20 protein-coding genes are annotated in these 24,558 nt (G+C 48.9%); 17 read left to right on the forward strand and 3 right to left on the reverse strand.

Features of this window, described 5'->3' with window-relative positions; translation table 11 throughout:
- Positions 1 to 73 precede the first annotated feature (73 nt).
- The 7 genes from ICL55_RS24200 (at position 74) to ICL55_RS24230 (ending at position 10,675) form a co-directional block, all read left to right on the forward strand.
- On the forward strand, positions 74 to 2,620 hold the full coding sequence (locus ICL55_RS24200) for a beta-mannosidase (protein WP_246496544.1): 2,547 nt from the start codon (positions 74 to 76) through the stop codon (positions 2,618 to 2,620).
- A gap of 2 nt (positions 2,621 to 2,622) precedes the next feature.
- Positions 2,623 to 4,062 carry an alpha-L-fucosidase gene (locus ICL55_RS24205; protein ID WP_188102310.1) on the forward strand — a complete coding sequence of 480 codons (1,440 nt, stop codon included), beginning with the start codon at positions 2,623 to 2,625 and terminating at the stop codon, positions 4,060 to 4,062.
- A gap of 110 nt (positions 4,063 to 4,172) precedes the next feature.
- Positions 4,173 to 4,949: a response regulator transcription factor gene (locus ICL55_RS24210; RefSeq protein ID WP_188102312.1), complete on the forward strand. Its 777-nt coding sequence runs from the start codon at positions 4,173 to 4,175 to the stop codon at positions 4,947 to 4,949.
- 59 nt (positions 4,950 to 5,008) lie between these two features.
- Positions 5,009 to 7,258: a RelA/SpoT family protein gene (locus ICL55_RS24215; protein WP_188102314.1), complete on the forward strand. Its 2,250-nt coding sequence runs from the start codon at positions 5,009 to 5,011 to the stop codon at positions 7,256 to 7,258.
- Between the two features lie 291 nt (positions 7,259 to 7,549).
- On the forward strand, positions 7,550 to 8,821 hold the full coding sequence (locus tag ICL55_RS24220) for an adenylosuccinate synthase (RefSeq protein ID WP_188102316.1): 1,272 nt from the start codon (positions 7,550 to 7,552) through the stop codon (positions 8,819 to 8,821).
- 93 nt (positions 8,822 to 8,914) lie between these two features.
- The gene (locus ICL55_RS24225; protein ID WP_188102318.1) at positions 8,915 to 9,361 is read left to right on the forward strand and encodes a hypothetical protein; all 447 of its coding nucleotides are present in this window, start codon (positions 8,915 to 8,917) and stop codon (positions 9,359 to 9,361) included.
- Between the two features lie 72 nt (positions 9,362 to 9,433).
- Positions 9,434 to 10,675: an anthranilate synthase component I family protein gene (locus tag ICL55_RS24230; RefSeq protein WP_188102320.1), complete on the forward strand. Its 1,242-nt coding sequence runs from the start codon at positions 9,434 to 9,436 to the stop codon at positions 10,673 to 10,675.
- Here the strand turns inward: ICL55_RS24230 and ICL55_RS24235 are convergent.
- Positions 10,664 to 11,575 carry a TIGR01777 family oxidoreductase gene (locus ICL55_RS24235; protein ID WP_188102322.1) on the reverse strand — a complete coding sequence of 304 codons (912 nt, stop codon included), beginning with the start codon at positions 11,573 to 11,575 and terminating at the stop codon, positions 10,664 to 10,666. The genes ICL55_RS24230 and ICL55_RS24235 overlap by 12 nt on opposite strands.
- A 195-nt stretch (positions 11,576 to 11,770) precedes the next feature.
- On the opposite strand from ICL55_RS24235, the gene ICL55_RS24240 reads away from it, so the two are divergent.
- From ICL55_RS24240 to ICL55_RS24260, 5 genes are all read left to right on the forward strand, one after another.
- Positions 11,771 to 13,297 (forward strand): hypothetical protein, encoded by a 1,527-nt coding sequence (locus ICL55_RS24240; RefSeq protein ID WP_188102324.1) that lies wholly within the window; start codon positions 11,771 to 11,773, stop codon positions 13,295 to 13,297.
- A gap of 15 nt (positions 13,298 to 13,312) precedes the next feature.
- On the forward strand, positions 13,313 to 14,290 hold the full coding sequence (locus tag ICL55_RS24245) for a hypothetical protein (RefSeq protein ID WP_188102327.1): 978 nt from the start codon (positions 13,313 to 13,315) through the stop codon (positions 14,288 to 14,290).
- 188 nt (positions 14,291 to 14,478) lie between these two features.
- Complete coding sequence (gene purQ / locus ICL55_RS24250; protein ID WP_188102329.1) at positions 14,479 to 15,171, forward strand: phosphoribosylformylglycinamidine synthase subunit PurQ; 693 nt, start codon at positions 14,479 to 14,481, stop codon at positions 15,169 to 15,171.
- Between the two features lie 41 nt (positions 15,172 to 15,212).
- Positions 15,213 to 15,668, forward strand: coding sequence for a protein-disulfide reductase DsbD domain-containing protein (locus ICL55_RS24255; RefSeq protein WP_188102331.1), 456 nt, complete (start codon positions 15,213 to 15,215; stop codon positions 15,666 to 15,668).
- Positions 15,669 to 15,771: 103 nt separating this feature from the next.
- Positions 15,772 to 17,805 carry a protein-disulfide reductase DsbD family protein gene (locus ICL55_RS24260; protein WP_188102333.1) on the forward strand — a complete coding sequence of 678 codons (2,034 nt, stop codon included), beginning with the start codon at positions 15,772 to 15,774 and terminating at the stop codon, positions 17,803 to 17,805.
- A 96-nt stretch (positions 17,806 to 17,901) separates the two neighbouring features.
- Here ICL55_RS24260 and hisS read toward each other — a convergent pair whose 3' ends face one another.
- Positions 17,902 to 19,251 (reverse strand): histidine--tRNA ligase, encoded by a 1,350-nt coding sequence (hisS, locus tag ICL55_RS24265; protein WP_188102335.1) that lies wholly within the window; start codon positions 19,249 to 19,251, stop codon positions 17,902 to 17,904.
- A gap of 33 nt (positions 19,252 to 19,284) precedes the next feature.
- On the reverse strand, positions 19,285 to 19,719 hold the full coding sequence (locus ICL55_RS24270; RefSeq protein ID WP_188102337.1) for a low molecular weight protein-tyrosine-phosphatase: 435 nt from the start codon (positions 19,717 to 19,719) through the stop codon (positions 19,285 to 19,287).
- A 318-nt stretch (positions 19,720 to 20,037) separates the two neighbouring features.
- On the opposite strand from ICL55_RS24270, the gene ICL55_RS24275 reads away from it, so the two are divergent.
- The 5 genes from ICL55_RS24275 (at position 20,038) to ICL55_RS24295 (ending at position 24,542) form a co-directional block, all read left to right on the forward strand.
- Positions 20,038 to 20,274, forward strand: a complete 237-nt coding sequence (locus ICL55_RS24275) for a hypothetical protein (protein ID WP_188102339.1) — start codon at positions 20,038 to 20,040, stop codon at positions 20,272 to 20,274.
- Positions 20,275 to 20,332: 58 nt separating this feature from the next.
- Positions 20,333 to 21,202 carry a substrate-binding domain-containing protein gene (locus ICL55_RS24280; protein ID WP_188102341.1) on the forward strand — a complete coding sequence of 290 codons (870 nt, stop codon included), beginning with the start codon at positions 20,333 to 20,335 and terminating at the stop codon, positions 21,200 to 21,202.
- A 38-nt stretch (positions 21,203 to 21,240) separates the two neighbouring features.
- A complete protein-coding gene (locus ICL55_RS24285; RefSeq protein ID WP_188102343.1) occupies positions 21,241 to 22,995 on the forward strand; it encodes a tetratricopeptide repeat protein in 1,755 nt (584 codons plus the stop codon).
- A 562-nt stretch (positions 22,996 to 23,557) separates the two neighbouring features.
- Positions 23,558 to 23,953, forward strand: a complete 396-nt coding sequence (locus ICL55_RS24290; RefSeq protein ID WP_078668890.1) for an NADH-quinone oxidoreductase subunit A — start codon at positions 23,558 to 23,560, stop codon at positions 23,951 to 23,953.
- A 25-nt stretch (positions 23,954 to 23,978) separates the two neighbouring features.
- Entirely contained in the window at positions 23,979 to 24,542 is a 564-nt protein-coding gene (locus ICL55_RS24295) for an NADH-quinone oxidoreductase subunit B (protein ID WP_078668889.1), read from the forward strand.
- Positions 24,543 to 24,558 lie beyond the last annotated feature (16 nt).

Genomic DNA, 24,558 nt, shown 5'->3' on the forward strand with positions numbered 1-24,558 from the left:
TTTTTGGAGCTGGCTGAAAAATCAAGATATGAAATATATGAGATGGGGTCGATGGCTGGTATCGATCTTTTTTTTGACCTGCATAACTAAATCGATTTATGCGGCGGGAACCGTTACGGACACGCTGGTTGCAGGATGGGAGTTCTCCCGCGTGGATGAAGGCGTATGGCGTCCTGCCACTGTGCCCGGCACGGTACATACCGATCTGCTGGCCCACCACCTGATACCCGACCCGTTTGTGGGTACCAACGAAAAGGCGGTACAATGGGTCGATAAAAAAGACTGGCAATACCGGAGAAAATGGAAGCTGTCGGCTGCTGAACTGCAATATGACGTGCTGGAACTGGATTTCAAAGGACTGGACACTTATGCGTCGGTATACGTAAACGGTCAACTGGTATTACAATCAGCCAATATGTTCGTGGAACAGGTGGTCAATGTAAAACGCTGGCTGCGCGAGGGCGACAACGAAGTGCGGGTCCTCTTTGACAGTCCCATCAAACACGACATGCCGCAATTCCTGAAAGACCAGGTGATTTATCCTGCCGGTAATGATGCCAGCGATATTCCACTGAGCATCTATGCCCGTAAAGCGCCCTATCACTATGGCTGGGACTGGGGCCCGCGCCTCGTGACGTCCGGCATCTGGAAACCGGTGCTGCTGAAGAAATGGAATAAAGCGGCCATTCGCGACGTATGGTGGCAACAGCAGCAACTGAGCACCGCCAGCGCCACGCTCAACGCGGTGACTACCATAGAAGCCGTAACTCCCGGCACTTACCACCTCAAACTGACTACCCAACTCGGGAGCTACAATAAAGTCACTACTACCAAAGTAACGCTGAAACAAGGCAGCAACACCGTTCAGGTGCCGGTGCAGATCCGCCAGCCACAGCTGTGGTGGCCAGCCGGACAAGGAAATCCGACTCTTTATACGATGGCGGCCGAACTGCTGGATAACACTGTTTCAATCGATAAAGATCAACAATCGGTAGGATTGCGAACAATAGAGGTCGTTAATCAACCCGATAGCCTTGGTGAAAGTTTTTACGTGAAAGTCAATGGCCGCCCGGTATTCATGAAAGGAGCCAATTACATCCCGCAGGATAATTTCCTGCCAAGGGTGTCCACATCTACCTACAAACAGTTGTTTGATGATATGCGTACCAGTCATTTTAACATGGTACGCGTATGGGGCGGTGGTATTTATGAAGACGATCTTTTTTATTCACTGGCAGATGCCAACGGTATCCTCGTGTGGCAGGACTTTATGTTTGCCTGCACGTTGTATCCGTCTGACACGGCTTTCCTGAGCAATGTGAAAGCAGAAGCAGCGTATAATATCAGAAGGTTGCGCCATCACCCGTCGCTGGCTTTGTGGTGCGGCAATAATGAAGTGGCGGTAGCCATTAAAAACTGGGGCTGGCAGAGTGGATATGCTTACACCGATGCACAATGGGCCAGCCTGCAACAGGGATATGATCAGTTGTTTAAAACAGTACTGCCAGCTGTGGTGAAGGAAAATGACCCGGGACGTTTTTATTTTCATTCTTCCCCTATCAGCAACTGGGGTAAGAAAGAAGATTTTACCAAAGGGGATAACCACTATTGGGGCGTATGGCACGGTATGGAATGGTTTGAAGCGTTTAACACGCATATACCCCGGTTCATGAGTGAATACGGTTTTCAGTCGTTCCCTGAAATGGCCACCATCGATAGTTTTGCGACTAAAGCAGATTATGATATCTATTCCAACGTGATGCAATCACACCAGAAGAGCCCTGCCAAAGGCAATACGGCTATCCGTACTTACATGCTGCATTACTATCAGGCGCCGAAGGACTTCCCGTCTTTTGTGTATCTGAGCCAGGTGTTACAGGCGGAAGGCATGAAGGTGGCTATTGAAGCACATCGCAGGGCGATGCCTTATTGTATGGGTACTTTGTACTGGCAGTTAAATGATTGCTGGCCTGGTCCGTCCTGGTCCGGCCGCGACTATTACGGTCGCTGGAAAGCGCTGCAGTACTATGTGAAAGACGCTTTTAACCCGCTGCTGTTGTCTGGCGTTATCGAAAACAACCAGCTGAAGGTGTGGGCTGTTTCTGATGAAACCCATAGCCGCAAGGCGGTGGTGGAGCTGGTAGCCATTGACCTGGCGGGTAATCCGGTATGGAACCAAACCCTGTCAGGTGTGGAGATAGCTGCCAATAGCAGCAAACAAATTTTTACGGTAGATACAGCAACTATCCTGAAGGGCAGGAATCCTGCTGAGGTAATATGCTACGCACAACTGCGAATTGACGATAAGATTATCAACCGTAATATCTTTTATTTTGCCCCGGCGAAGGAGATGTTGCTGGAGAAACCAGCGATAGCGGTCACTTTCGGAAAACAGGCAGCACAGGACGGTAGTGTGCTGATGACTATCCGGACCGACAAATTCGCCAGGAATGTTTATTTGCAGATGAACAATGCGGCCCCGGATGAGCGGTTCGAAGAGAACTACTTTGATCTGCTGCCTGGTGAAACCCGTACTGTCAGGATACACACCAGACGTAATCCGGTGGAGATCAAAGCGGCGTTGACAATTACCTCTTTGGTAGATACTTATAAAAATTGACTATGAGAAAATTATGGATGGCATTGGGTTGTGCATGGCTCGCGGTGAGCGCTGCCAATGCACAAACGGAAGAACCGCCGTACGTACCGGAAACAGATCCGGTGGTGGTCCGGAAACTGGACGAGTGGCAGGACTGGAAATTCGGGATGATCATTCACTGGGGGCCTTATTCCCAGTGGGGCGTAGTAGAGTCCTGGAGCATCTGTCCGGAAGATGAAGAGTGGATTGGGCGTAAATATCCCAAGATGTCATATTTCGAATACCTGCAAAAATACCAGGCGTTGGGTAAAACCTTTAATCCTACAGCCTTTGCTCCGGAGAAGTGGGCTAAAGCCGCCAGGGAAGCCGGTATGAAATACCTGGTGTTCACCACCAAACATCATGATGGCTACTGTATGTTCGATACCAAACAGACAGATTACCGGGTGACCGCACCGGACGTGGCTTTCAGTAAAAATCCCCGTGCCAATATCGCGAAAGAGGTGTTTGAAGCGTTCCGTAAGGAAGGTATCCACGCCGGGGCTTATTTCTCCAAGCCTGACTGGCATTCCGATGCTTATTGGTGGAATTATTTTCCGCCCCGCGACCGTAATGTGAACTACGACGTTAAAAAATATCCGGAAAGATGGAATCAGTTCAAGCAGTACACTTATAACCAGATCGAGGAACTGATGACAGGTTATGGCAAACTGGAGATCCTTTGGCTGGATGGCGGCTGGGTGAGGCCTTTGAAGCAGCAGACAAAGGAGTCCCTGTCGTGGAGTAAAACCCTGCCACAGGACCAGGACATCGATATGGGCCGGATTACGAAGATGGCGCGTAGTCACCAGCCGGGGCTGATTGTGGTTGACCGCAGTGTGCATGGTCCGTATGAAAACTACCGTACTCCTGAGCAGCAGATCCCGGAGAAGCCGTTGGCTTATCCATGGGAAACCTGTATGACCATGGCCAATTCCTGGTCTTATGTGCCGGACGACAAATACAAGCCCGTTGGTAAGCTTATCCACAATCTGGTGGATATCGTGGCAAAGGGAGGCAACTACCTGCTGAATGTGGGTCCTGGCCCGGATGGCGAGCTGCATAAGGAAGCTTATACCACTATGAAAGGTATCGGCGACTGGATGAAGATAAACGGAGCGGCTATTTATGGTACCCGTGCCGTAGCGCCGTATAAAGACGGGAAAGTATGTTTCACCCGGAAAAAGGACGGCAGCGTGTATGCTATTTACCTGTTGGATGAGCAGGAGCAGTTGCCGGCCACGATTGTTTTTAAAGGGCTGAAACCAGCCAGAGGGGCATCTTTACAGTTGTTGGGGGCTTCCGGTAAACTGGTGTGGAAAACCGAAGGGGCCACTGTTACCGTACATATCCCTGAAAAGCTTCGGCAACAGGCCTGGAACCACGCAGTCGCTATTCGCATAAGTGCTGTGGAAAAAGTGTGAAAATGATGTGAATTAGTGTTAATTTGTAGTGAATAATAAAAACAGGCCGCCGGTAACCCAAGGCAGCCTGTTTTTTGTTTTATAGGTAGATATGTCCAAAAAGGTTGACTATGAACATGCAAACCCAAGTGAATAAGACCCCCCGGATTTTGCTGGCGGAAGATGATAAGGTACTGGGAGAAATCGTCAAAAAAAACCTGGAGAGCGCCGGTTATCAGGTAGAGCACTGTATGGACGGTGAGGACGCGTGGGAAGAGTTCCAGCGCAAACGCTACGATATGCTGCTGCTGGATATTATGATGCCCCGGAAAAACGGTTTCCAGCTGGCCCAGGACGTACGCAGCAAAAATACACTGGTGCCCATCTTCTTCCTTTCTGCCGAAAAAACCATGGATGCCGACAGGCTGGACGGATTCCGGTTGGGCGCCGATGGCTATATCGTAAAACCTTTCAGCCTCCTGGAGCTGCAAAGGAGAGTGAAAGCCTTCCTCAAGTGGACCCGCCCTCCCAAAAATGAACTGCTGATCGGCCACGTGGTGGGCGACCATACGTTCAACTACCGGAAAATGAAAGTATACCCCCGGGATAGCCAGACAGCCTATGTGGCCACGTTTTCCCCCACAGAAGCCAAACTGCTGCGCTATTTCTTCAATCGCCCCAATGTAATCATCAAAAAAGACGAACTGCTCATGAAGCTCTGGGGACGCGACGACGTCACCTCCAGCCGTAGCATGGACGTTTTTATCGGTAAGATCCGTAAGCAGATAAAGCTGGAACCCCGGCTCAACCTGGAAACGATCTTTAACGTAGGCATGCGCCTCAATGTCCCTAAAGACCTTACTCTGCAAAAGATCACCATTCCCATCACTAATCAGGCAAAGCAATAGCTACCGCCTTTTGGACCCCTGTTTCTTTCAGATTATATTAAATCGTAACTTTAGGCCCAATGGAAACAGCGGCAGTTCAAAAATATAATCTAGACGAAGAGCAGGAGAAAAAGGAAATCGTCCGGCACTACCGCGCCTTACTCAGGGCGCTCAAACCCCGTCTGAAAAAAGGCGACAGGGAGCTGGTACGTACTGCTTTTGAAATGGCAGCGGATGCCCATAAGGAAATGCGCCGTAAATCAGGCGAACCTTATATCCTGCATCCCCTCGCCGTGGCACAGATATGTGTGGAAGAAATCGGACTGGGCGTGCGCTCAGCTATCTGCGCCTTGTTACACGATACCGTGGAAGATACAGAAGTAACCCTGGAAGACGTATCCCGCGAATTTGGCAACGAAATCGCCCATATCGTGGACGGCCTTACCAAGATATCCACTGTCATCGATTCCAATACCAGTACCGCACAGGCGGAAAACTTCAAGAAAATACTCCTGACCCTGGCAGATGACCCCAGGGTGATCCTGATCAAGCTGGCCGACCGGTTGCACAACATGCGCACGCTCGACAGCATGAGCCGGGAAAAACAGCTGAAAATAGCCTCAGAAACGGTATTTATCTACGCCCCGCTGGCACACCGCCTCGGATTGTACAACATCAAGTCCGAGATGGAAGACCTGGCCATGAAATACACGGAGCAACAGACCTACCGTGAAATCGCCCGGCGCCTGAAGGAAACCAAGCGTGAACGCACCCGCTATATCAACGAATTTATCAAGCCGATCAAGGAAGTGCTGCAGGAGGAAGGATTTACCTTCGAGATCTATGGTCGACCGAAGTCCATCCACTCTATCCACAACAAGATCAAAACAAAAGGCGTAGCCTTTGAAGAAGTGTACGACCTGTTCGCGATCCGCATTATCCTCGACTCCCCGCTGGACAAGGAAAAGGCCGACTGCTGGAAGGTATATTCCATCATCACCGACTTTTACCATCCCAGCCCGGAACGTACGCGCGACTGGCTCAGCAACCCGAAATCCAACGGCTACGAGGCCCTGCACGTAACGGTAATGGGCCCACAGGGTAAATGGGTGGAAGTACAGATACGCTCCAAACGCATGAACGACTACGCCGAAAAAGGGGTGGCCGCTCACTGGCGTTATAAGGAAGGATCGCCCAACCCGCAACAAGAGTCTAAATTCGACCAGTGGTTCACGCAGATCAGAGAGATCCTCAGTAACCCGGATTCCAATACGCTCGACTTCCTCGCCGATTTTAAAAGCAATCTCTTTACAGAAGAGATCTACGTGTATACGCCTAAAGGCGACCTGAAAATATTGCCGGTCAACTCTACGGCCCTGGACTTCGCCTATGCGATCCACAGTGCCGTGGGCAACAAGTGTATTGGCGCCAAGGTCAATTATAAACTGGTGCCGCTGAGCCATAAACTGCGCAGCGGAGACCAGGTAGAGATCATCACTTCCAACAAACAGAAGCCTTCTGAAGACTGGCTCAACTTTGTGCTCACTGCCAAAGCCAAGTCCAAGATCAAGGACGCGCTGAAAGAAGAAAAAAGGAAAGTGGCCATGGACGGGAAAGCTGCGCTGGAGCGTAAGCTGGACCATATGAAGGTCACTGCCAGCCAACACAATATCAATGAGCTGGTACAGTTCTATAAACAACCATCCCCGCTGGATCTGTATTACCAGATCGCGGTAAAGAATATTGACCTGAAAGAGCTGAAGCAGTTTAGCCTTCTGGGTGATAAGCTGGAGCAGCCTAAGCCGGTGAAGCAACCGGAGCATGTTCCGGAAGAGCATGTGAAGCATCAGATCCCGAATAAAAAAGACGCGGAACTGATCATTTTCGGGGAAAGCTCCGATAAGATTGCCTACAAACTGGCCAACTGCTGCCGTCCCATCCCCGGCGACGACGTATTTGGCTTTATTACCGCCAGTGAAGGCCTTAAGATACACCGTACCAATTGTCCCAATGCCGCCCAGCTGCTGGCCAATTATGGCCACCGTGTGGTGAAAACCAAATGGGTCAAAAACAGGGAAATCTCCTTCCTTACCGGTTTGCGGATTATCGGTATGGACGACGTGGGTGTTATCCATAAAATCACCAATATCATCTCCGGTGAACTGAAAGTCAATATCTCCGCGCTCAGCATCGAATCCAAGGAAGGGCTGTTTGAAGGCCTGATCAAGGTATATGTGCATGATAAGGAGGAGCTGGATGAACTGGTGGACAGACTGAAGAAACTGGATGGTATCCAGTCAGTACAACGACTGGAAGAATCACAACTATAGCACGCCAAGGCGCAAAGCAACAAAGCAGCAAAGAAGATAGTGTAATATTTTTTAATACTTTCTTTGCTGCTTTGTTTGTTTATTTCTTTGCGTCTTTGCTGCTTAGCGCCTTGGCGTGCAACAGGAGCAAAACACTTGTCGTGTGCAGGTTTCGCATCGTGCGGGTCTTTGCGGGCTTACCAATCCCAACCCTTCTCTGCGCTCTTTGCGAGAGAAATTTGATTTTGTGGTATTTCAGCGTAATTTTGCCACTTCTTTTAAAAGCAACCTCCGATAATTAATTAAATCATTATGGTAGACGTTTTGTTAGGCCTGCAATGGGGCGACGAAGGCAAAGGTAAAATTGTGGACTATTTTGCCGGCAGGTACGACGTGATTGCCCGTTTCCAGGGTGGACCAAATGCGGGCCATACCTTGTATGTAAACGGTCAGAAAGTAGTTTTACGCACCATTCCTTCCGGTGTGTTCCATGATAAAACCATTAACCTGATTGGTAATGGCGTAGTACTGGACCCTGTAGCTTTCCAAAAAGAAAGTGAAGATATCGCTGCACTGGGCATCGACCTGACAAAAAACCTGTTTATCGCGGAAAAAACGCACATTATCGTTCCTACGCACCGTGCGCTGGACAAGGCTTCCGAGCTCTCTAAAGGAAACGAGAAAATCGGTTCTACGCTGAAAGGCATCGGTCCCGCCTATATGGACAAAACAGGCAGAAACGGCCTGCGTGTGGGTGATGTGATCTCTGCTGATTTTGAAACACTGTACGCAAAGCTGAAGCAGAAACACCTGCAGATGCTGTCCCAATACCAGGTAGAAGGGCTGGAAGCCGACATTGAAGCCTGGGAAAAAGAATTCTTTGAGGCGGTACCTTTCCTGAAAAAAATGAATATCGTCAGTGGTGAATATTTCCTGAATGAAAAACTGAAAGCCGGTAAAAAAGTATTGGCCGAAGGTGCACAGGGAAGCATGCTGGACGTGGATTTCGGTACTTATCCGTTTGTTACTTCTTCCAACACTATTTCTGCCGGTGTATGTACCGGGCTGGGCATTGCTCCGCAATGGATCAAAGAAGTGATTGGCGTTACCAAAGCTTATTGCACCCGCGTGGGCAGCGGTCCTTTCCCTACCGAACTGCATGATGCCACCGGTGAAGAACTGCGTAAAGCCGGACATGAATTTGGCGCCGTAACCGGTCGTCCCCGCCGTTGTGGCTGGATCGACCTGGTAGCCCTGAACTATACCTGTATGCTGAGCGGCGTTACCCAACTGGTCATGACCAAAAGCGATGTACTCGATGAATTTGATGAAGTACTCGCCTGCACAGCCTATGATATCAATGGCCAACAGACTAAACAATTGCCTTTCCAACTGAACGGACTGGAGGTGACACCGGTATGGGAAACCTTCAAAGGATGGAGCGAAAAGACTGCTACCTGCAAGCAGTTCAACGAGTTACCTTCAGAGATGAAAACTTTTGTGGAAGCAGTAGATAACTATCTGGGCGTTCCCGTGAAATACGTTTCCAACGGGCCGGGACGCGATCAGATACTGGAGCGCTAAACCACAAAAATTAAGGAAAAAAAACGGCAAAAAAAATTTGGCTAATCAAAAAAACTGTTAAAACTTTACGGCAAAGAAATAAGTGAACCTATTATGAAATCAAAATCTGATAAAGAGAAAGAGACGAAAAAAACTACTTCTCCTAAGACTGCAAAAGACGCTCCTAAAGCTGCGGCCAAGCCTAAGAAAGAGGTGGATGAAGATGATGAGGAAGACGAGGATGAAGAGGAAACTACATCCAAGAAAACCTCAAAGAAATCAGATAAGTCAGCTTCCAAATCCAAACGTAAAGACGACGATGAGGATGATGAAGAAGATGATGATGATATGGATGACATGGACGACGCGTGGGAAAAGGGCGAGGATGAAGACTATGATCCGGACTTTGAAGAGTTTGACATGCCTAAGTCAAAAGGTAAACGCGGCCGCCCTGCAGGTGGCAAGAAAACCGATGACGACGACGATCTGGGCATCGACGACGAATTCAAGGACATGGACCTGTTCAATGACCGCTTTGATGACGACGACGACGATTTTTAAGGATTAAAAGCGATTAGTATCAGAATATTTCACACTTTTCCGGTCAACGATCAGAAAGTATTTAAACAACAAATGTTGAATTGGGCCAACCAGTTCAACATTTGTTGTTTATTGGATAATAATAACTATCCGGCTGCTTATCATCGTTTTGAAGCCCTGCTGGCCGCAGATGCGCTACAAACACTGGAAGCCGCTGCCGGTAACGCCTTCCCCACGCTGGAACGATTTTATGCCACTCATCGCGACTGGCTCTTCGGACACCTGGCCTACGACCTCAAAAATGAAACAGCCCCAGGCCTGCGCTCCGAAAACCCCGATGGAACCGGTTTCCCCGATATGCATTTCTTTCAGCCCCGGATCGTTATCCTCCTGAAAAACAACCACGCCCATATCGGCGGTATCCACTTCTCCGCTGAAGATGCCCTGGCTGTTTACCGGGACTGTATTCGTATGCCCGTTACCGTTAATGCGCCGGCGGCGCCCCGGCTAACCGCGCTACAGGCGCGTTTGGACCACGACCGCTACATCAGCGCCGTGAAAGGCATACAGGCACATATCCTGCGGGGTGACTGCTACGAGGTGAACTTCTGCCGTGAAAACTTCATGGAAAACGCCAGCGTTTATCCGCCTGCGTTATTCTCGCAGCTGAATGCCTTGTCACCCGCACCGTTTGCGGCTTACTACCGCCTGCACGACCGCTACCTCATCAGCTCCAGCCCTGAAAGATATCTGCAGAAAACAGGTGACACCGTCATCTCCCAACCGATCAAAGGCACCAGCAAAAAAGACCCGGACCCGGCACTGGATAAGGTGCTGCAGGAAGCGCTGCGCAACAACCCCAAAGAAAGAGCGGAAAATATCATGGTGGTAGACCTGGTACGCAACGACCTGTCACACACCGCCTTACGGGGTAGCGTACACGTAAAAGAACTGTGCGGTATCTACTCTTTTGCACAGGTGCATCAGATGATCTCGACCGTGGCGGCGAAAATAGCCCCCGGCACACAGTTGACCGACATCCTGAAACATACGTTCCCCATGGGTTCCATGACCGGTGCTCCCAAAATCCGCGTCATGCAGCTGATAGAAGAATATGAGCAAAGCCGCCGTGGGCTCTACTCCGGCGCTGTGGGGTATATTACGCCGGAAGGCGATTTTGATTTCAACGTGGTGATCCGCAGTATCATCTACAATGACACCCGGCAATACCTGTCCTTTCAGACCGGCTCTGCTGTCACCTTTTACAGTGATCCTGAACTGGAATGGGAAGAATGCCTGCTCAAAGCAGCAGCGATGATACGGTTATTTGAATAGTTGCGCCATCGCTTCGCCGATGGTAGGGTAGGAGAACTGAAACCCGGTGTTTTGTATTTTCCGGGAAGAAGCGTTCACGCTCTTTAATACTTCAATACTCATTTCCCCCAATGCCAGCTTCAGGGCAAAGGCCGGCACATAGCTGGTAATGAAACTGTTGCCTTTGGCAGCATGCGCCATGGCGAGCACCAGCTCTTTATGCCGCACAGGGTGTGGCGCTACAGCGTTGTAAGTGCCCTCCAGGTGATCGTTCACAATAGCATTAAAATATAATCTTACCAGGTCCTGTATGTGGATCCAGCTGATATACTGGTCGCCGGAGCCCAGCACCGTGGCAAAGCCAAACTTCAGCGGTTTGTAGAACTCTTTCAGGGCGCCCCCTTCCCGGCTCAACGCAATGCCGGTACGAAAAATTACCAGCTTCTTGTCTAGTGCTGCCACCGGCGCAATACTTTGTTCCCAGGCCAGCGTGGTGCTGCCGAGGAAATCGGTTGCCGGCGGGTCTGTTTCGATGAAGGCGCGCTCTTTCGTTTCCCCGTAATATCCGGTGGCGGAAGCGCTGATCACTTTTCTGATTTTATTGGGGTGGGTTTGCAGGGATTTAACAATCAGTTCACTGCTTTTGGTACGGCTCTCCAGGATCTGCTGTTTCCGGGCCGCTGTCCACCGTTTTTCCGCTACGTTGGCGCCTGCCAGATGAACGATATAGTCAGCCTCCTGCAGGGCGTTAACATCTATTGTTTGATTGTCCACGTCCCAGGCGGCATAACTGACAGCTGTATTGGTGCCTTTCTGCGGTTTTCTGGTGAGGATGATCACTTTATAGCCACGCTCCAGTAACAGCCGGGTGAGTGCCGTTCCTACCAGTCCCGTTCCACCGGTTATCATAACGGTTTCCATCAGGTATATCTCTTTAAAAATATTTTATTAAAAATACACAATAAATCCCGCCTTTTGGTATTTAAGTAAAGACGCGGTTTACCTCACGTAAATTGCCGTATTAATTTCTGATTTTTAATGTAAGTTTGGAAATGGCGCGACTGTTCGCGTCATCTACCATTTTCATCATCAGCATTATTGAAATTTCATCAGAGTATGCACACGCTATACCGCATCCAACTGTTACTGATGCTGCTCTTCGCCGGCAGCGCAGCAGTAGCGCAGAAAATTTCCTATTCCGAACCAGAAAAAGATGATTACAAAAGTACCGAATTTGAAATCATAGGTAAGGTGGGTGGCAATATACTCGTCTATAAAACCGACCGGGGCGACTATTCCGTGTCTGTTTATGATGCTGATATGCAACTGAAAGACCGGATAAAACTGGACTTTCTGCCCAGAAAGGTGATCAGCATGGATTTCGTGGCCTATCCCGACAAGGTGCTGATGATCTATCAGTTCCAGCGTAAAGACGCGGTGTTCAGCTTCTGCGCCACCATGACGCCTGAAGCACGGTTCAATGATGCACCCGTTATGATCGACTCTACCCGTATCGGCATGTACTCCAAGGAAAACAAAGTGTATTCCATGGAGGTGTCTGAAGACAAACGCCGTATCCTCGTTTATAAAATCAATCAGGACAAGGAAGATAACAACGTATTCTACACCTTCCTGTACGACAGCGCCATGACGCTAGTCAATAACAGCCGCCTGTCGCTGCCTATGGCCGGCCGGAAACAGTTCCTCAGCAATTTTAACCTGACCAATGACGGCGATCTGGTGTTCAATAAACTGGAACGTACCTCCAACCGCGACTATGTGGTGAGTGGTAATTTTGTGATGAAACGTGCACTGGTAGACAGTTTTGAGGTCTCCCCCCTGTCTTTTAAAGGCCAGCTCCTCGATGAAGTGAAAATGAAGCTGGACAACAACCGGCATACCGCCCTGATTACCGCTTTCTACTATAAACAGAAGCGGGGCAATGTGGAAGGCATGTACCTGTATAAGTACGATTATCAGAACGATAAGCCGCTCTACGAAAAATCAGTGGTGTTCTCCAACGAGCTGAAAATGAATGCCCGCGGCGAATCCAATACGGCCAGCGCTTTTAACGATTACTTCATTCGTAAAGTCATCAATACCGCCAACGGCGGCTTCCTGCTGACGGCAGAATCATTTTATACCTCTTCCCGCTATCAGCCGTGGAACCGCTGGAACTATATGTACGGCGCTCCCTACGGCGGCATGTATTATTCTCCTTACTATTACTCTCCTTATTCTCCGTTGTATTACAACCCATGGTACTGGAACAATTCACAGGGCGTGCGCTATCATTACGATAACGTGGCCGTTTTGTCTTTCGATGAAGAAGGCAATATGCAGTGGAACAACTTTGTCCGCAAAAGCCAGTACGACGATAATGCAGACCTGTACCTGTCTTACCTGATGGTGAACATCGGCAGTGAGCTGCGTTTTCTGTACAATGAGCTGGACCGGCGTAGTTATCTGCTGACAGACGTAAGCCTGGCGCCGGGTGGAAAAGTAACCCGTATGCCTACCCTGCGCAATCTGGACAAGGGTTTTACCTGGATGCCACGGTATGGAAAACAGATCAGTGCCCGGACGGTGTTGGTTCCGTGTGTATATAGAAACTATATTTGCTTTGCTAAAATTGACTTTTAATCACACCTTTGCACTGTGATACGATTTTTCCGTTCAGGCAATCCGCTTACGGTATTGCTGTTGCTGATATACACATTACTGGTTAAGTTCTACTATCTGATACATCCGGCCGCCTATATGGCGGACGGGTCTGAAGGCCTTTTGTATCATCTGCTGGTCAAATGGCTGCAGGTGATTACAGGCGGCAGTCCTTTTGTATTCACCGCGCTGGCGGTGATGCTGATCCTGCTGCAGTCATTGCTGCTGACGAAGATCATCAATCATCACCGGTTGTTTCCGAAACCCACCTATCTGCCGGCGATGTGTTACCTGCTGTTCACCTCCCTGTTACAGAGCTGGAACATTTTTTCTCCGGCGCTGCTGGTGAACGTAATTATGCTGTGGGTATTTTCCAGTATAACGGAGTTGTACACACGGACATCCGCGCGTGATGTGGTGTTTAATATCGGGTTTGCGCTTGGCATGTGTGGATTGATTTATTTCCCATCTATTATTTTCTGCCTGTTATTGCTGGTGAGTATGCTGATAATGCGCGCCTTCCGGCTGGCAGAGTGGATTATTGCCATCCTGGGACTTATCTGCCCGATATACCTGATGGGTACTTACCTGTTTCTGACCAACCAGATGACCCTGCTGCGGCAGATCCCCAATATTGGGCTGTCATTACCGCTGATCACCGATTATAAAGTATGGGGGGCGATGATTGCCTGCCTGTTGTTCTTTGTGCTGGGCTGGCTGCTATTGCAGCGTCCGCTGATGAAAATGCTCATCCAGGGCCGTAAAATATGGGCGGTGTTGATTGTATACGTGTTGGTGGCCATGCTGGTACCTTTCTTCAATGTACACTTCTCTCCCGCATATTGGGTGCTGGCGGTATTGCCTGTCGCAATGTTTGCCGGCAATGTGTTCTGGTCTGTAACGAACGAAACCTTCGCCAATGTTATTCACTTCATTGTACTGGGGTATATGATCGTCATGCAATATTTCAGTTAAACTGCTTTTTTAAGTAATTGACTGCCAGTATTTTGTTAAATCAGGATGAGCGGCAATGGAAAATTGCGAATGTAGAAGTAATTTTGTCCTTTCCCGGTAGCTCTGACATAGTGGTTTAATATCATGTGAATAGCGGGAGAAATCGATTTATAAAACATTATTTACATATAAACACAAAACATTTTCAGATGAAATTTGGTGTTGTCACCTTTCCGGGCTCTAACTGTGATCATGACATGATTGATTCCCTGCGTAACGATCTGGGGCAGGAAGTAATAGAGCTGTGGCACAAGGATAAAGACCTGAGCGCATTCAGCACAACAGATTGTATTGTATTACCGGGTGGTTTTTCCTATGGTGACTACCTGCGTTGCGGCGCTATCGCCAGGTTCAGCCCCATGATGCAGAGCGTGATCGAATTTGCCAATAAAGGCGGTCGCGTGATAGGTGTATGCAACGGTTTCCAGGTACTGTGCGAAGCAGGACTGCTGCCGGGCGTATTGCTGCGTAACCAGAACCAGCAGTTCATCTGCAAAAATATCTTCCTGAAAAGCGAAAACAACGTGGCTTCCCTCACTAAAGACGTGACCGGCCGCCCGCTGATGATTCCTATTGCCCATGGCGAAGGCCGTTACTATGCTGACGACGCCACCCTGGACGAACTGGAAAGAAACAAACAGATCCTCTTCCGCTACTGCGATGAGTTTGGCAATGTTATTGACACCGCTAACCATAACGGTGCCATCCGTAATATCGCTGGCATCTGTAATAAAGAGAGAAACGTATTTGGGATGATGCCTCACCCGGAAAGAGCTACCAGCAACGCGCTCGGTAACACTGACGGACAGCTGATATTCCAGAGTTTGATCAATAATAATTAATCAATCACCAATCAACCAACCAACCAATTAAAAAGAAAAGCATGAAAAAATTACTCACAGCACTGGCCCTGTTCGCCCTGCCTATCCTGGCAAGCGCACAGATCGAGAATCCGGTTAAATGGAGCTTTACCTCCAAAAAGGTAAATGCCACCACTTATGAAGTGCACGCTACTGCCACCATCGACAACGGCTGGCACCTGTATGCGCAGGAAGCAGGCGAAGGCCCGGTTCCCACCAGCTTCAAATTCACGAAAAACCCGCTGGTAGCTACCTCCGGTAAAGTGAAAGAAAATGGTAAGCTGCATAAGTCTTTCGACAAAAACTTCAACTCTGAACTGAAATACTACGAAAACACTGTCAACTTCGTACAAACTGTGACCGTTAAAGGTAAAGCAGCTACCAAAGTAAAAGGTTCCGTAGAGTTCATGGTATGCGACGACCATCAATGTCTGCCTCCGAAAGAAGTGGAATTTGCGGTAAGTGTGGGAGGAAAATAATTGCACACGATCACCAAAAATATGTCTATACGATGAACGAGTTCCTCCCGGGGGACTCGTTGTCGTTTAATCTACTGTATATTCTTTAAAGCCTATTGACTATATGAAGCATTTGCTTTCATTGCTGATACCGGTCTTCCTGCTATTCACCTTCAGTGCCAACGCACAAGACCAGAGCCCTAAGCCTGTTAAGTGGGAGTTCTCCGCCGAAAAGAAAAACGACCAGGAATACGTACTCCATGCCAAGGCAACGATAGAAAAAGGAGCGCTGTTGTTTTCCACAACGATGGGCAACGATGACCCGAATACCCGCATTGTTCCCGACAGCGCCACCAAACTTACTTTGGGCACCATTACTGAAAAAGGTCAGGTGCTGCAGCGCAAAGAGCCGCTGTTCGACAACCTCGACATTAAATACTTTGAAAACGAAGTAGAGCTGGTAGCTGAGATCAAAGGCACGCCTGCTTCCGGTAAAATCAGGGGCAACATCGTCTACATGGTGCTGAAGGGAGAAGAAGTGCTCCCTGAAGAAACTGCCTTTGATGTGGCAGTAGCTCCTGCCGCTGCCGGTAACGGCAATACGGTGGCACCTGCCGCTGATGGCACCACCGCTGGTGATGTGGCGGAAGATGATGCTTCCAACAAATCCCTGATGTGGATATTTCTGGCCAGCTTCGGTGGCGGCTTCATCGCGCTGATCACGCCCTGCGTGTTCTCCATGATCCCCATCACGGTGAGCTTCTTTACCAAACGCAGTGGAACAAGAGCACAAGGCATTAAAAACGCCTTTGTCTACTCCCTGTCTATCATCGTTATTTATACCCTGCTGGGCTTCCTGATCACCAAAATATTTGGTGCCAGCGCGCTCAACTCCCTCGCGAGCAATGGTATTGCCAACATGATTTTCTTTGTGATCTTCCTGTTGTTCGCCTTCTCGTTCCTCGGGGCGTTTGAGATTTCGCTGCCCAGCTCCTGGGCTAACGTGTCTGACTCCAGAGCAGGCATGGGCAGCTTCATCGGTATCTTCTTCATGGCCCTCACCCTGGCGATCGTTTCTTTCTCCTGCACCGGTCCTATTTTGGGTAACCTGTTGGTACTGGCGGCGAAAGGCGGAAACTCCGGTCCGCTGGTGGGCATGTTCGGCTTCTCGCTGGCACTGGCCATTCCTTTCTCGCTGTTTGCGCTGTTCCCCAGCCTGCTGAATAAAATCGGTAAATCCGGTGGATGGCTCAACGCGGTGAAAGTAACCCTTGGTTTCGTGGAACTGGCCCTGGCCCTGAAGTTCTTCTCCAACGTGGATATGGCTTATCACTGGAACCTGCTGGACCGTGAGATCTTCCTCGCGCTGTGGATCGCGATCTTCGGCCTGTTAACACTGTACCTGATCGGTAAGCTGAAATTCAGCCACGACAGTGATGTGCCTTTCCTCTCTGTGACCCGCCTCTGCTTCGCGATCGTCACCTTTACCTTCGTGATCTATATGATCCCGGGTATGTGGGGCGCTCCGCTCAAAGGTATCAGTGGCTTCCTGCCTCATGAAGGCTCACAGGACTTCAACCTGAACAAATCGCTGGTGGATATACAAGCATCGCTGGAAAGTGGTGGTGGTGGCGGTGGCAACACCGGAGGCCACGCTAATACCATCAAACCGAAAAAACTGGTGGATATCCTGCATTCCGAAATCCCGGGTGTGGAAAACGTATTCTTTGATTACGACGAAGCACTGGCGGCAGCGAAAGCGGCCAATAAACCACTGATGCTCGACTTTACCGGCCACACCTGCGTGAACTGCCGTAAGTTCGAAAAATCAGTGCTGTCCAATCCGGCGGTGATGAAGATCCTGCGCAATGATTTCATTGTGGCTTCTTTGTATACCGACGAGAAGACTTCCCTGCCGGAAGCGGAGCAATATGTTTCCAAATTCGACGGTACTAAGATCAAAAACATCGGCCAGAAAAATCTGGACCTGGAAGCTACCCACTTCAAACGTAACTCCCAGCCGTACTACATTCCTGTAGACCTGACAGGTGCTGCGCTGGTGAATAAAGGTTATGGTTATGATCCGAAGGAAGATGCCAACGCCTTTATCGAATACCTGGAAAGTGCGAAAGCTGAATTTGCCAAAAGACAGAAATAATTTGGTTATTTGACCATTTGGTCATTTTGATATTAAAAAAGCGGAGATCAGTGTTATGCTGATCTCCGCTTTTTTAATATCAAAATAATCAAATGACTAAATAATAAAATCTTCCAGTTGTTCCGCTTTGATTTTCTCCTGCTGGCCGGTGTTGAAGTTTTTCACTGCGATGAGGCCTTCCTGGAGTTCCGCTTCGCCGAGGATGATCACATAGGGGATACCTCTTTTATTGGCGTATTTGAGCTGTTTGTCCATTTTGGCGTTCTCGTGGAAGAGTTCTGCCGCGATGCCTTTGGCGCGGAGCTGCATCATGTAACGGAAGCAGGTGCGGGCACTTTCATCGCCCAGGTTGAGGAACAGTACTTTGGTGGACTGTTGTGCTTCCTCGGGGAACAGCTGTAGTTCTTCCAGTACGTCATAGATGCGGTCTACCCCGAAGGAGATGCCTACGCCGGAGATGCCTTTCAGGCCGAAGAGGCCGGTGAGGTCGTCGTATCGTCCACCGCCGCCGATGCTGCCCATTTTCACGGTCGGGGGAGCTTTTACTTCCACGATCATGCCGGTGTAGTAGTTGAGGCCGCGGGCCAGGGTAACGTCGATTTCCGGTGTGGTATGGAAGGAGCCGAAGCCGGAGTTGAGCACATAAGACAGTTCCTCGATGCCTTTGAGGGCAGTAGGGGATGACTGGAGCAGGGTTTTGAGCTGCGCCAGTTTCTCTTCGCTGGTACCGTTGATGGCGAGGAAAGTCTCGATGGTGGCGATGTCCGCGTCGGTCAGTCCTCTGGTGGCCAGTTCCTTGCGTACGCCTTCTGCGCCGATTTTATCCAGTTTATCGATGGAGATGGTGATATCCGTGAGCAGTTCCGGTTTGCCGATTACTTCAGCGAGGCCACTCAGTATTTTGCGGTTATTGATGCGTAGTTCGTAGCCTTGCAGGCCCAGTTTAGTGAGCACGGTATCGTAGATGAGGAGCAGTTCCACTTCGTTGAGGAGGGAGTTGCTGCCTACCACGTCTGCGTCGCACTGATAGAATTCGCGGTAGCGGCCACGCTGGGGTTTATCGGCGCGCCATACCGGCTGCATCTGGTAGCGTTTGAAGGGCAGGGCCAGATCGTTCTGGTTCATCACCACGTACCGGGCAAACGGGATGGTGAGGTCGTACCGGAGGGCTTTCTCCGTGACGGCGGCCACCAGGGATTTATTATCGGTGGCAGCTTGTGCTTTAGGGAATATATCGCCGTTGTTGAGTATTTTAAACATGAGTTTATCGCCTTCCTCGCCGTATTTGCCGGTGAGGGTGGAGAGGTTCTCCATAGCGGGTGTTTCGAGTGGCTGGAAGCCGAATACTTCAAATGTTTCGCGGATGGTCCGGAAAATATAGTTGCGTTTTCTGACTACAACCGGGCCAAAATCGCGGGTTCCGTTGGGAATACCGGGTTTTATCATCTTCAAAAAATATTATAGTGATCGTGGTGGTTACTATTCCTGATCGGCGATGTTTTTACAGGCATCATAGATCAGTTGATATACGGGGGCAAAGAGGGCGTCATCGAACCAGGGGTCCGGTACGTCCTGGTCATCTGTCAGCAGATGTCGTACTTTGGCCTTATCCGCTTCGCTACGGGCCTTTTTCAGCACGTCGCGATGGTTATTACGGTCCATCACATAGATGCGGTCAAACCGGTCAAAATCGGCCGTTTCAAACTGTCGGGCGGCGAGACCGGAGATATCCACGCCCTGGCGCCGTGCTTCCCGGATGGCGCGGTGGTCTGGCGGATGGCCCACATGCCAGTTGCCGGTACCTGCCGAGTCAATTTCCCAGTCCAGCCCCTTTTCTTGTGCAAGTTGCCGCATAATACCTTCCGCCAGGGGAGAGCGGCAGATATTGCCGAGGCATACCATCAGTATCTTCATTGTTTCAGAGAATTGCGTATCAGGCCGCAAACCTACAAGTTATTATGGAAATGTTCATCTATTTGCATCTTTTAGTCAACAAAAGCAGTCACGCCGGCTGATATTGCTTTCATACAAGGAGCGGATATGTCAACTATAAACATCAGAAAATGATGAAATTTTAAATCAAAAAATTACAACATGTTGAAAAAATGCCTCAAATTGCGTTTCAATGGGCATCCGGTAAGGGTTTTGTAGCTTTTTTTTAACATTCCTCTAAAATTCCAGATTCAAGATTAAAAAATATTTTTTTGTATAATTGTAAATCGCAAGACGGAAATGCAAGACGAACAAACAAACAGGCTACCGGAAAACAGGTACAGGCCTATGGGTGAACTGATAAGAGGTATCTTCTTTATTCTCTTCGGGCTTTTCGCAATCTTCGCGGAGAAGCTTGGACTGGGTGAATTCCGCATATCCCCGCAATGGATGATGGTGTTAGGCATTGTATTAATGCTTTATGGTATTTTCAGGGTATATAATGGTGTACGGAAGTTATTTTTTAACAGGAATTAAAGAGTTGGAAGATATGTTTTTCAGGATTACTAAAAAGTATGCTGTATATTTAACAGCCTTGACATTACTACTGGCGGCCTGCGGCCCCAATCCTAATGCGAAAAAAGTGGATACGGCCACGGAAGGTGAAATACGTATCAGCGTGGATGAGACGTACAAACCGCTGCTGGATTCGGAAATTAAGGTGTTTGAATCACTGTATCCGAAAGCACATATTATCCCTTCCTACAAACCGGAAGCGGAGTGCTTTAAAGATCTTTTAGATGATAGTGCCCGCATGATTATCGTGACACGCGATTTTAATGCCGCCGAACGTGATTACTTTAAAAAGATAAAGATCACACCACAAAGCCTGATGCTGGCGTGGGACGCGCTGGCGCTGGTGGTGAATCACGCTAACCCTGATTCCATCCTGACGATGGACCAGGTACGTGGAATTATGGACGGCACGAATAATGAAAGAAAATGGCAACTGGTGTTTGATAATGCCAACTCGAGCACCGTACGTTATATTCAGGATTCCATCAATAAAGGTAAACCTTTGCCAGCCAATACCATGGCAGCCAAGACTAACCCGGAAGTGATAGATTACGTTTCCAAAAACAAGGACGCAATCGGCGTGATAGGCGTGAGCTGGATCTCTGATCCCAGCGATTCACTGGCCCTCGCATTCACCAACAAAGTGTCTGTTGTAAAGCTGAGAGCGGATAATGGTTCGGAATTTGTATTGCCTTATCAGGCTTACATTGGTATCGGATCCTATCCATTAAAACGTGGCTTCTACTTTTGTCTGAAAGAGCCTTACCATGGTTTAGGCTCGGGATTTGCTACCTTCCTTGGTAGTTATGAGGGCCAACTCGTGATCAAACAGGCCCGCTTGTTCCCGGCAAGATTGAACGTGGTATTCAGGGAAGCCAACCTTAAATAGTCAAAAAACACAACTAAAACTAAAAAACCAGATTGCAAATGAACAGACGGAAAAGTTTACTCGTAGCATTGCTGTGCGCCGCCTCCGGCAGTGTGATGGCTCAATCTGTGCAGGATGGATTGAAAGACCTGTATTATGGTAAAAACCTGTCCGCCAAACAGACCTTTGAGAAAGTAATTGCTGCGAAACCAACTGAAGACAAAGCTTACTATTACATGGGTATAGCACAACTCGCTATGGAAGATGTAGCCGGCGCTACTGCCACCTTCCAGAAGGGTTTGCAGGCCGTGCCAACTTCTGCATTGCTGCAAGCTGGTATGGGCCGTATCGATCTGATAAAAGGCGATGCTGCCGCTGCTAAAGCTAAATTTGAAGCTGCTACCGCTGCTACCCAGGGCCGTGATGGCGACGTAGCCCGCGCCATTGCTGATGCCAACACAGAAGTAAAAGGCGGTGACCGCGCTTATGCCCTCACTGTAATGGACAAGCTCCTGAACAACGAAGGCCGTAAGAAAAAAGATATGTACACCGCTACGCCGGCTGACTATATCGAACAAGGTGACGCTTACCGTTACCTCGGTGGTGAAAACGGTGGTAAAGCGATCGCTGCTTATGAAAAAGCACTGGAGCTGGACGCCAACAGCGCTGAAGCCGTGATGAAACAAGGCCTCGTAAACTACAATGCGAGACTGAAAGCGGAAGCAGTGGCCGACTGGACCAAAGCAACCAATATGGACCCGAACTATGCTCCTGCATTCAATGAGCTGTTCCTGTTCTATACTACGCCGAAAAAAGATCAGCTGTCATGGGAAAAAGCGGCTGAATACCTGGAGAAATACATGGCGATCGCTGACCCTGCAGATAAAACCAAAAATGAATACCTGGCTGCTTCCGTAGCATTCTTCAAGAAAGACTACGACGGCGCTATCAATAAAGGTAAAGCTGCAATGGCCACTGCCAACGAGTTTTACAAAAACAAATTCAGCCTGCTGGTAGGTGATGCTTACCTGCAGAAAGGTGACTCTCTGAGCGCGAAAAAAGTAATGGATGATTATGTACTCGCCGCAGGTGAAGGCAAGCTGGACTCCAGCGACTACAAACTGCTGAGCACTATCTACATCCGCCTGAAATCTTCTGATTCCGCTACACAGGAGCAGTATACCAACAAGGCACTGGGTTACCTGGAGAAATTCGCTTCTTCCACTACCGCCAAAGATCCGGAAACTTTCACCCAGATCGCTGACGCGCTGCAATCTGCGAGAAAATTCGAACAGGCCGGTGACTGGTATGAAAAAGCCAATGAACTGCGCCTGGCCAATAAAGAGCAACTGAGCGCCAGGGATTATTTCAACGTAGGTATCAACTATTACTACGCTGGCGTGAACGTAACTCCTTACGACACTGCGCTGATCAACAAGTCTGACATCGCGTTCCAGAAAGTGATCGACGTGAAACCTGACCTGGGTACCGGTTACTACTGGAGAGGCCGTGCTAACTTCGCAAAAGATCCGCAGGCACAGTCTGGCGTGGCTAAACCTTTCTATGATAAATACATAGAAATCACTGAGCCACTGGGTCCGGAGAAAAACAAACCAACGCTGACTTTCGCGTATACTTACGAGCTGTTGTACTACTACTTCAAGGAAGACAAAGCTAACGTAACAATATGGGCTGATAAACTGGCTGCTATCGATCCGAATAACGTAACCGTTAAACAGGTAAGAGAAAACATGGCCAGCCGTGAAAAAGCAGCTGCTAAGCCGGCTACAAAACCAGCTACCAATAAAAAATAACATGAACTGCTTGTCATAAAAAAGCCCCGGGCCGTATGGTCCGGGGTTTTTTATTGGGGGTATAACTCCTCCGTGCCGGAAATAAAGCAGGGGTATTTGCTGTCAGATTGGCATTTTGAACTTCCGGCAGGACGGTTTTTCCTATCACGGTCAATTGCCGGCGGGGAATGAAGGAATCGATGGCCGGGCCGGTAGGAGCGGACGCAGCGGGGTGTTACCGGTTTATCTACGGCGATAGCCTTGCTGATCATTGATCTATCCTGGTGATCTGCGATAGGGCTTGACAAAATGACGGGTACGCTGCGGTGTAAAAGGCCTATTTATATTTACGTTAATTGTTATATCTAACTGTTAATCAGGACCCTACTGCGTTATTCATTGTGTAAAAAGCACAAAAAGGCTTTAAATGCTTGCTTCCGGCGGATGAACCGGTAATTGCCCGAATGGTTTCCGTGGTTTCCGGTTGGCAAAAAAAGATAATATTTTAACGACTAAATAGATTTGATATTTGGTTTAGTTACAGTATTTTTGCGAATTCGGACAATGTTTTATCGGGAAGCTTATGTATACAGATACTGTATTTTTGTCAGCAACGACTACTCCTTTTAGCTATTTCCCTATAGTACTGCAATTACTTGCTGCTTTAGGTTTTGTTGGGATCACCATGCTAGCCACTCACTTTTTGGGACCCAAGCGTAAAACAAGTGATAAGCTTATTAACTTTGAAAGTGGAATTGAGCAGCGCGGCAATGCGAGGCAGCCGGTGGCCATCAAGTACTTTCTGACGGCTATTCTCTTTGTCTTATTCGATGTGGAAGTAATCTTTTTCTACCCGTATGCTGTTAATTTCAGATCGCTGGGTTGGGAAGGATTTGTTGCTGTGTTGATGTTTGTGGGCTTCTTCCTTTGTGGTTTTATCTACATCGTGAAGAAAGGCGCCCTGAAGTGGGAAGACTAATCTTAAACCTTTAAATCTTAATCCAATGGCTCGTCCGGTTCAATATAATACCAATGTGAAGATGGTGGAAATCCCTGAGGGATATTCCGGTGAAGGGTTTTATGCCACCTCATTTGATAAGGCCATCGGTCTGGCGCGTAAGAACTCCATCTGGCCTTTACCATTCGCTACCTCCTGCTGTGGTATCGAATTTATGGCTACGATGGCGGCTACCTACGATCTGGCCCGTTTCGGCGCAGAACGTATGGCATTTACGCCGCGTCAGTGTGACCTGCTGATGGTAATGGGTACCATTTCCAAAAAGATGGGCCCTATCGTACGTCAGGTATACCTGCAGATGGCTGAGCCACGCTGGGTAATGGCCGTGGGTGCCTGTGCCTGCAGTGGTGGTATTTTTGATACTTACTCTGTTTTACAAGGAATTGACCAGGTGATTCCGGTAGATGTGTATGTTCCGGGATGCCCTCCCAGACCAGAAGGCATCATCGACGGTTTCATGAAAATACAACAGCTGGTGGGCAATGAAAGCCTGCGTCGCCGCAACTCCGATCGTTATAAAGAACTGATGGAGTCTTACGGTATCAAATAGGGTGTGAATGGTAACT

The sequence above is a fragment of the Chitinophaga varians genome, from assembly GCF_014529945.1.
Lineage (GTDB): Bacteria > Bacteroidota > Bacteroidia > Chitinophagales > Chitinophagaceae > Chitinophaga > Chitinophaga varians.